We start from the raw sequence: 8,536 nt of genomic DNA, 5'->3' as shown, positions 1-8,536 counted from the left end.
GGGTTTCGGCCTGCTCAATCGCGGCAGCCTCCCACGCACGATCTGCCGACCAGTTTTCGAGGCGTACCGGTGCATTGAACAGCGTCTGCACCGTGAGCATGAAGATGGCGTCAGCCGAAGTGATAAAGGACATCAGATGACCTCACGGGACAGAAGGGTGATCATTTGGACGGACTGGCCGTCCGCATAGGCGAACTTGGACGCCGGAATGGTGCGGGCTGCACGGTTGGCAGACGTGGCCGTGGATGCGCCGGGCTGCTCGTAATAGCCCTGGTTCACCACTGAGTCCGCGGCACTATCCACGCCGAAGAAGCGATTGATGGCGAGCTTCTGGCTGTCGCTGATCGCAACGCCGGTCTAAATCGCGCCGTAGCTGAGAGCCTGACTGATCACCGACTTGCGCCCGGCCGAGATAATCGCATCGCCCTGCGTATTGAACGGCACGTTGCCGAAATTCGTCAGGGTCGAGGCGTCGGCATACTGCAGAAGCGCATTGATCCAGATCTGGTTGATGTAGCTGTCCGCCCAGAGGAAGGGACCGGAGACGCTGCCGTTATAGACCCAGTTGAAAGAGCCTGCGCGCCCGCTGAACTGGCCGTACCAGTTGTAGCCGTTGGCCAGCAGGGTGGCCGCCGTCGCCGCGCTGTAGGTGGCGGGTGTGACCTGGCCGTTTGAGGTAAAGGCGAGGTTCTGGCGACCGTTCACCTGATCGAAGTTCAGGGCAGCCATCCAGCCCAGAAAAGCGCCCGCCGCAGCCGGGTCCATGTAAACGGGAGAAGTGCCGGTGAGGTCCTGCGCGACCAGCCACGCGCCAAAACTCGCCGTGCTGCCCTGCGTCGATGCAGCCGTGTCAGTATCCCAAGGGACGTACCAGTATTTCGCATTCTGGGCCCCTGTCCATGTAGCGAATGCCTGCTTCGTCGCAAGGTCTGGCTCGTAAGCGGTCGTAAACCCCGTCCAGGGGAGAGACGTGATAGCGTCGGACGACATGAACGATGCCGGAGTCGAGTCCGGGCCATATCCTGCGAAGTAGAGGGTGGCAGGAAATTGTAACGCATTATCGTATCCCACGAAATACGCTTCAGCGATTTTGTATTCATTCGAACTCGTGCCGAATGTTACGCCGACGCTTGCAAGGTCATAAAATACCTTCGTAGTTCCGTTAGGGACTGCGGCTATGTCGGCAGTGATTACGAGGCCATTGAGGAAATCGAGGGTGCCGTTCGCCGGGATTGTGCCCGGCACGACCGACACGACGAGGGAGATAGGTGTTCCGACCGCCACGGGCGTTCACTCCTTGGGTGAGGGGAAAGAAGCATCGACCTCGCGGAGATCGACGGTGATGGATTGGGCAAAGTCCTGAGGGGTCGAGACGGTGAAATTGACCTGGAATTTCAGGTCCGCCGTCCAGTTGTCCTCGTATTGCTTGTCGCTGTTGATGAAGCCGGTCTGACGCGGCTCAGAGGCGTAGAGAGGGGCCATGACGCCGCCTGTGGCGTTGCGCAGCCAGTCAGCCGCATACATGTCCCGCCAGAGGGCCACGACACGCTGTACGGCCTCGCCAGATACCGAACCGAAAGCCGATATCTGGACCGTGCACTCCATCGGCTCGACCACTTTACGCGTTGTGCTGGTGTAGCGTGATGCGTTGGTAGCGATGCGCCGGCGAAAGAGCGGCGTGAAAACGATGAACGGGCCGGTCGGGCTGCCACCCGGTTAAGCTGGCCCTGCATCACCTCCACACCATTCGGCACGACCGTCAGGAGCCAGGACCGGAGAGCGGTGTTTATCTCGCGATCGGTCGGGGAGAGCGTCACATGGGACAGGGGGCCGCTGTCTGCCGGGTCACAATCACTTTGGACCATTCGCCGAAACCCCATTCCTCGACCGGCTGCGTTACGAGCCAGTCAGAGCCGTAGAAATTGAGAAGATCGCCGCCAACTTGCAGCGGGCGGGAAAGCCCCTTGAGGCCGCCCGGATATCGACGGCGCGCATGTCAGCCTGCTGGTTGATGCTGGCCACATGCTCGAGATCACCCGCCGAGACGGCCTGAATGTCGGCCTCAACGGTAAGGGTGAAGGTCTTTAGCTTGGGCGAACCGTCAGGCTGGATCTCGTACCCGTCAGAGCACTTCACCGTGACGGTGGTTGCCGGGTTGACGATCCCCAGCGCGCCAGAGGCGATGCCGAACACGTCAATCATCGGATACCTCGTGGCTGACTGAGCCAAGCATGAGCCCCGTGTCCACGAGCGGCTTGCTTGCAGTCTCCATGTTCACCGACTTGAGTGTGCCTGTGCGTTTGGAGGACGCCAGACGGGCTTCAAGCGTTCTCTCCGAGATCGGCGCGAAGCTGCCTTCTCTGATGCTGGTCCTGATCTGGTCATCGATTATTTCGCCCACGAAATCCAAGGATCGATGCACGTCATAATCTGTCGCTTTGAGCGAGGTCGCGAGAGCCTTACCCCAGCCGTCTTGGTGATCGTTGATCGTTTGCCGCATGAAAGGACGAGGGGGTGAGGTCGAGGTTCCAAACTCGTTCCATTGCGCAACCTGCGCGACTGGGGTTTTGGCGGCGTCTGAGTATGTCCGACCGTCGATGAACCCCGCCTCGACAGTACCGCCACGCGCCACCTTCTTCGCGAGGTCGTCCAACGCCTTGCGCAGCTTGTCGCCGCCCCTGAGTACCTGCTTTGCCATCAGGGCCAGATCCTTGCGCGTGCGGAGCGTCCGGGGATGAACCGCATTTGTCGGAGATAGATCGTCGCCTGCCAGAACATGAGGCCATATTGCGTCTGGGCGAACCATGACTGATTGGCCGCTGTCGAACCGGCATCGAACGAGACTGAGACGCTGCCACGAGTGGCCGAGGCCAGCCGTCCGACGCTATCGGCCCCACGCCCACCCTGAGACTGGGGCAGGAACAGGAACGCGATATGCGCGGTTAGCAGGTAGAGCAGACGCGTTCGCTTGGTCACGTCCGGCTCGGGGCTGTAGGCGCTATTGTCGAGAATGGCGGTTGCCATATCGAACCGGGCCTGAGCAGCTGCCTCTGTGACCGAGGACGCCAATTCAGGATAGGCCGCTGACCACGCCGCATAGTCGAACGTGACAACGCCCGGTTGCGGCGTGGTGTCGGTCATCGGGTCGCGGTCTCCGCTTCCATACCCTTGCGCTGCAGATCCTCAGGGCTGACGCCCTCGAACCCGGTCTTTTCGGTCGCAAACTCGCGGGCCTTCGCATCGGCTGCACGCTCGGTCACTTCCGCAAAGACGCAATGGTTCTTCACAAGGTCGCTGTCCTTGTGCTGGGCGAGCCACTTATCCCAAAAGGATTTCTCGACCTGCGTGCGCCCGACACGACCCAGCAGGACATTGTCCTTGGGATGGTAGTCCGGCGCACGGTTGGCGCCGTTGACGGTGACGCTCTGGACGTAGCCGACCGGGCTGCGGTCGGGCTTGTCATCGGCGCTGAGTTTGGCACGCCGCTCCACATCACCATCAGGAGCAATGCGGAGTTCCAGGCCATGGGGAAGGCGGCAGAGAACAGTGACGGTATCAGCCATGATCAGATCCCCACCATCTGTGCAACAGCCATGGGACGCTTCCAGATCGTGCCCCATCCGCCACGGCTCATCTTCTGGCGTGCATTGGTCGAATACTGCTCGATACGGTGCATCGTCAGCTTCTCGGTGAAGGCGGTCGAGACCGTTTCAACCCCGTCGATCTCGGGCGCGAACATCTGCATGACATTGGCGCTGGTGTAGCCGCCCGACATGGTGACACCCGCTTCCGGCAAGAACACGATCTCCATGTTCGGCCAGGACTTCTTCAGCATGTCCTCAAGGGTGATGCCGAAGCTGTTCGTGTAGGTCATGACTGCCGACAGTTCGGACGGCACGACGACCTTGAGGCGCGTCTGATTGTTGATGTTGCCCATCAGCGCCTTGTTGAGCGCAGTGAACAACGTCACGAAATCGACGTAGATGGCGTTAGGATCGCTGGTGCTGGTCCATGCCGTGTTGCTGTCCGCTCTCTGACCGATGCGGTGATAGCCGCAGGCAGGGCCGGGTCATTCAACGCACCGTAGTTCTCCAGGCCGGAGACGCCGAACAGGTTGATGAGGTTCTGCTGCTTGGCGAGAACCGATACGCCCGCCGTGCGCTGCTCAGCCACCCACGGGATGCTTGCCGTTCCCATCATCTCCAACTCAAGGTCGCCGTACTTGGCCCAGGTCTGGAAGTGGAAGGACTGACGCGACACCCAATTGGCGTTCGCGCTGCTGTCGCCGCCCTGCTCGTAGTCACCATAGGCCACGGCGTAACCCGAGGACTCGATGACCGGGAACATGACGGTCTTGTTGGTCCGGTCGCCCTTCTTTTCCGAACCGTAAATCTCTTCGGATTTGGTCGGAGTGATGAGCTGGCGGATAAGCTGCGGATCGACGGTCGTGTTCAGGATCGCCGGGATGCCGCTGTTCGGGGCGGTTACGGCACCGAACACGGGAGCAGCGTCGAGCGCCACGCCCTTCTCGTCGGTGTAGTGCGTGACGCCGCGAAGGTTGATGCCCCAATCCATCGCAAGGCGAGGGGCCTCAGCGCGAAACGATGCCATTATTCGTTGCTCCCGGAGATCGGCGCAACGGCGCCGGAGATGATGATGGTTGCGCCAGCAGCGCCGCCCTGCGTGACGACGAAGCCTGTGGCGACGGTGCCGCTCGGAACCGTGCCAGCCGCGCCCGTCTGAAGGCTGCCGTCAGTGGTCGAGGCATAGACGGCCTGACCTGCTGTGGCTGCGGTGGAGGCAACGGCGAAGTAATCGCCACCCGACATGAGCTGCACGTTGAAGCCGCTCGGCAGGAGCATGGTGCTCTCGGCCAGATAGGCTGTGATGAGAGCCTGCTGATCGCGCAGAACGAAGCCCGTGGGAGCTTCGGAGCCGACCGGCTTGTTCAGCACGGTCACACCGTCAGCCTGCACCCATCCGAACGCGCCGACCGCTACGCCAGCCGAACCAGCGCGGAAACCGAGCGAGCCGGGAATGGCCGAGCGTCGGGATTGGCCGAGGCGATCCGCCAGGGAAGCCGACCGCCCAGTTGTAATTGATCTTGTTGGGGAAACCCATCGGTCAGGCTCCTTATGCCTTGATGCGAGCAGACTTGCCCGCGATCGGGGAATCAGTGGCAACGGCGCTGTCGGCGGCGATGCGGCGAGGGGATGCCTGACGCTGCGTGACGACACGCCAGATCGCGGCCAGACCAGAGGCATCGGAAACGCCGTCAAAGGCCACGCCCTGATCGGCGAGCGCATAGCGATAGACTGAAGCGGCGCTGTCCATGCCATGCACGTCGCCAACGACCGGGCGAACGGCATCGAGAGCCACGCGCAGGGCTGCGGCCTTCTGTTCCTGCTTGGCCACGGCGCGGGCGGCTTCGTCACGAGCCATGCGGCGGGCGTCGGCAAGCGAGATCATCCGAGGGGCAGCATCGGCGGCCTTGCGGTCGTCCTTGTCGTCCTCTTCCTCGTCCATGGCATCGTCGTCGTCATCGTCCGTGTCGTCAGAGTCTTCGGCCTTGCGGTCCTTGTCCTCTTCTTCCTCGTCCTCGGCTTCCTTGCGGTCGTCCTCTTCCTCGTCCATGCACTTCTTCACATCCTCTTCCGAGGCATCGAGTGCGAGGCGACCGGCCTTCAGAGCGGCTGAAACCTTCGCCGCCGGTGACATGGGCTTGTGTCCAGCCATGCTCTTTCTCTCCAATGTTGGGGATGCGCTGTCGCCAATGATGGCGGTGTCAACGCGGGGTTTCTCGACCAGGGCGAGATGGTTGAAGCGGATGTTGACCATCTTTAGGCTGTATTCCTGCCCGTTGATGGTCCCGCTCTCAGGGACGATATCGTAGGCATATCCAGCGGATACGCTGCGCTTCGAGCCGTCCTGAATTCGTGCGATTGCGTCACCGTCCCAGATCGACAGTTCGCCGATCAGGTCGGGGGCATTGAATGAGACGTTGTTGACTGCGCCCACCGTGATTTCGCGGGGGTGAGCGTCGGCACTGATCGGCTGGTGGATCTCGATCAGTGGCTTGCCGTTCATGCTCGCTGCGGCATCACGCAGGGCATCGGCATCGCGATAGACCTGATACAGCACGTCAGGCTTGAGCCCGAGGCGTTCGGCGTCCTTGATCTCGCTGCCCCAGTAGGGCGAGACTACAGCCGCACTGAGGATGCACCGCTCGACGTGTAGATGGCCGTCATCATCGACCCGTCGAACGGATCGGTCGAAGGCCATGACCTGCTTTGTCATCAGTCATCAAATCCTGGGATGATCGGCTTGGAGACACACCGGCAATTCGGCTCGGAGCCGGGGAAAATCCACTGCCCGTCAATGTAGGCGCCCTTGTCGAGCCGGTAGCGCAGCTTGTCGCGACCGGCCTTGTCGTGGCTCTCTCGCGGATGCTTTCCGCCGTGTGAGTGCTGCCAGATAGCCTCTGTAATCCCGAGACCCATCTGCCGGGTGCGGGTCATGGCCTCGCCAACCTTGCGGTTCTGGTCGCGGGCGATGAAGGCTGCGCGTCGATGCGTGATGCCGTATCGCTGCTTCAGATCCGCCGTCAGGGTGCCGAGATCACCGCCAGCCAGAGCCGATCGCATCACAGCACCACCAACCTGGGCGAGGTACTGCTCTGGGATCGACTTGATCAGCAGAACATTTTCAGCCGCAGAAAGGGCCGCCTGACGGCGCATGTCGGCTGTCGGCTTGAACTTGATCGCAAACCCGTTGCGTTGCAGGTCCAGGCTCAGTTGCCGGTCAGCGTGGCTCTGAGCCTGCTTCACGAAGCGACGGGCCAGTTCGTCGGCGACCTCGTTAAACCGGGTCCGCCACCGCGCTGTGAGCTTGTTCATGATGCCCTGAAGCACCGAGGCAGGAGAGGCGTCCTGCGCCACCTGCGGCACAATCTTGCGGTAGTTCGCCTTGACCCAGTAATCGACGCTCGCCGCCATTTCCTCGACCAGATCAGTCAGGGCCTTGCGATAAGCGGCTTCCACTCCGGCGTTCGGGCGCTGCGGGGCGAGTGTTCGCCCTTTCGCGCTGTCGCACCGGAGTTTCGTCACTCTTCGCCCTCCGCCTTGCTCAGCAGACCCGACATGCTGCCGTCATCCAGATCGTCTTCAGGCTTTTCTGGGGCAGGGCCGGTCAGGTTCACGTTGCGATAGATGCTGGTGTCGTCCGTCGCCTCGCGTTCGCGGGCCTCGTCAGGCGATATCTTGCCCGAGACGATGTTCACGGCGTCGGTGTCGGACTTAAGCTTCTCGACCTCGGCAGCCTGCTTTTCGTCCATCTGCCAGAGGTGAACAAACTCGTAATCAATGTCCGGGTCGATATCGCCCCAGAGATGGATCTGAACGAGGTTGAACATCCACCGAAGCGTCGGCTCGATCTGGTCCGCCTGCCACGCCGCGATCTCGTCGTAGAACACGCGAATTTCGCCATCAGACGAGGCGTTGAGCCCGGTTGGCTGGATGCCGAATAGCTTCACAAGCGGGATGCCGGGGATGGACGCCATGGCCTCCATGGCCTGCGCCAGTAGCTCGTTCAGACCGCCAAGCGGGGTGGCGAGGATCTTGGCGTCCTCTTTCTCTTTGTCCGCTACGATCGTGTCCTGCCCATCCGAGATGGACTGAAGCAGGCTGGCTCGTCCGGTCAGCGAACTCGGGTTGATATCGCCATAGTCCGCGTGCTGCGGCGTGGCCATGTTCCCGAACATGTCCGTCAGTAGGACCAGCTTCGAGAAGTTGGCTGCAATGCTCGACACGCTGTTGCGCAGGCGCAGGAAGTTGTGAACGTAGGTTTTGAGTTGCTGCGTGAGCGACAGGCCGCCGAAGTTGAAGGCGGGCGCCAGCATCTGAGAAACGGGGAAGGGAACCAGGCTCTTCATGCGGGACGAATGGACCCGCGATCCCTGAACCCACCAGACGGATGGCTTGTAGAAGTCATCACGCAGCGGCGTGTCGGCGTTGTAATTGGCCGGGGTCGTCCAGATCGGCTCAACGTTCGCAAATCTGCGAAGAGCGCCCTGAGCCATGCCGTTCTTGTTGACGCGCAGGGGCTTTTCCTGATCCAGCGCGCCGTAACCAAGATCTCCGACGTCAGCCCATACGTGGCCGATGCCGTAGCCGAGGCCATGCCGGATCTGCTCGCGGATTACCTCGCGGATGTGGAACGATTTGAAGGCCGTCTCGATCTCGGAGATGCGCTTGGCTGCGGCTTTATCGTCGCCCGGCGAGGCCGTCTGCTTCTTGCTGCGGAACCTGATCCACTCGCGGGTGCACTCCTTGGCCAGCACATCGACCGGCTTACGGAACTCGGCCCGCTGCATCATCTGGGCAAGATACGGATAGCCTTGGAAACTCAGGCCGTCCGCAATGTAGCCTTCAATGATGCCAATGTTCTCGCCCGCCCACGCGCCGAACCCGGCGGGGAGGGACATGGCGTCATCCATCGCGAGTGCAGCACCACGCACGCCAGCCGGAGGCTGGTACGG

The 8,536-nt window shown here is 61.6% G+C and carries 11 protein-coding genes and 2 pseudogenes; all 13 read right to left on the bottom strand.

The features are described 5' to 3' along the window. Positions 1 to 132: 132 nt before the first annotated feature. A pseudogene (locus tag P5689_RS15045) lies at positions 133 to 1,254 on the bottom strand (DUF3383 family protein). A gap of 36 nt (positions 1,255 to 1,290) precedes the next feature. Further along, positions 1,291 to 1,695: pseudogene (locus tag P5689_RS15040) on the bottom strand (LIC_12616 family protein); the annotation flags it as partial. Between the two features lie 201 nt (positions 1,696 to 1,896). Continuing rightward, positions 1,897 to 2,202 (bottom strand): hypothetical protein, encoded by a 306-nt coding sequence (locus P5689_RS15035; protein ID WP_285533773.1) that lies wholly within the window; start codon positions 2,200 to 2,202, stop codon positions 1,897 to 1,899. Then, complete coding sequence (locus tag P5689_RS15030; protein WP_285531801.1) at positions 2,195 to 2,698, bottom strand: hypothetical protein; 504 nt, start codon at positions 2,696 to 2,698, stop codon at positions 2,195 to 2,197. Before P5689_RS15030 ends, P5689_RS15035 begins: the two co-directional genes overlap by 8 nt. Then, positions 2,698 to 3,141 (bottom strand): DUF4054 domain-containing protein, encoded by a 444-nt coding sequence (locus P5689_RS15025; RefSeq protein WP_285533772.1) that lies wholly within the window; start codon positions 3,139 to 3,141, stop codon positions 2,698 to 2,700. The genes P5689_RS15030 and P5689_RS15025 overlap by 1 nt, the downstream gene beginning before the upstream one ends. Then, complete coding sequence (locus P5689_RS15020; protein ID WP_285531804.1) at positions 3,138 to 3,563, bottom strand: hypothetical protein; 426 nt, start codon at positions 3,561 to 3,563, stop codon at positions 3,138 to 3,140. The genes P5689_RS15025 and P5689_RS15020 overlap by 4 nt, the downstream gene beginning before the upstream one ends. Before the next feature lie 2 nt (positions 3,564 to 3,565). Next, a complete protein-coding gene (locus tag P5689_RS15015) occupies positions 3,566 to 3,970 on the bottom strand; it encodes a hypothetical protein (protein ID WP_285533771.1) in 405 nt (134 codons plus the stop codon). After that, positions 3,967 to 4,611: a hypothetical protein gene (locus P5689_RS15010; RefSeq protein WP_285533770.1), complete on the bottom strand. Its 645-nt coding sequence runs from the start codon at positions 4,609 to 4,611 to the stop codon at positions 3,967 to 3,969. Before P5689_RS15010 ends, P5689_RS15015 begins: the two co-directional genes overlap by 4 nt. Next, entirely contained in the window at positions 4,611 to 4,961 is a 351-nt protein-coding gene (locus P5689_RS15005; protein WP_285531546.1) for a hypothetical protein, read from the bottom strand. Before P5689_RS15005 ends, P5689_RS15010 begins: the two co-directional genes overlap by 1 nt. Before the next feature lie 4 nt (positions 4,962 to 4,965). Then, positions 4,966 to 5,121 (bottom strand): hypothetical protein, encoded by a 156-nt coding sequence (locus tag P5689_RS15000; protein ID WP_285533768.1) that lies wholly within the window; start codon positions 5,119 to 5,121, stop codon positions 4,966 to 4,968. Positions 5,122 to 5,133: 12 nt separating this feature from the next. Further along, on the bottom strand, positions 5,134 to 6,297 hold the full coding sequence (locus P5689_RS14995; protein WP_285531548.1) for a DUF2213 domain-containing protein: 1,164 nt from the start codon (positions 6,295 to 6,297) through the stop codon (positions 5,134 to 5,136). After that, positions 6,297 to 7,106: a phage minor head protein gene (locus tag P5689_RS14990; protein ID WP_285531807.1), complete on the bottom strand. Its 810-nt coding sequence runs from the start codon at positions 7,104 to 7,106 to the stop codon at positions 6,297 to 6,299. The genes P5689_RS14995 and P5689_RS14990 overlap by 1 nt, the downstream gene beginning before the upstream one ends. Beyond that, complete coding sequence (locus tag P5689_RS14985; protein ID WP_285533767.1) at positions 7,103 to 8,482, bottom strand: DUF1073 domain-containing protein; 1,380 nt, start codon at positions 8,480 to 8,482, stop codon at positions 7,103 to 7,105. Before P5689_RS14985 ends, P5689_RS14990 begins: the two co-directional genes overlap by 4 nt. Positions 8,483 to 8,536 lie beyond the last annotated feature (54 nt).

The sequence above is a fragment of the Asaia sp. HumB genome, assembly GCF_030263835.1.
Taxonomy (GTDB): Bacteria; Pseudomonadota; Alphaproteobacteria; order Acetobacterales; family Acetobacteraceae; genus Asaia; species Asaia bogorensis.
The sequence above is the reverse complement of the archived record's forward strand: the minus strand, read 5'-3'. Positions and strand labels throughout refer to the sequence as shown.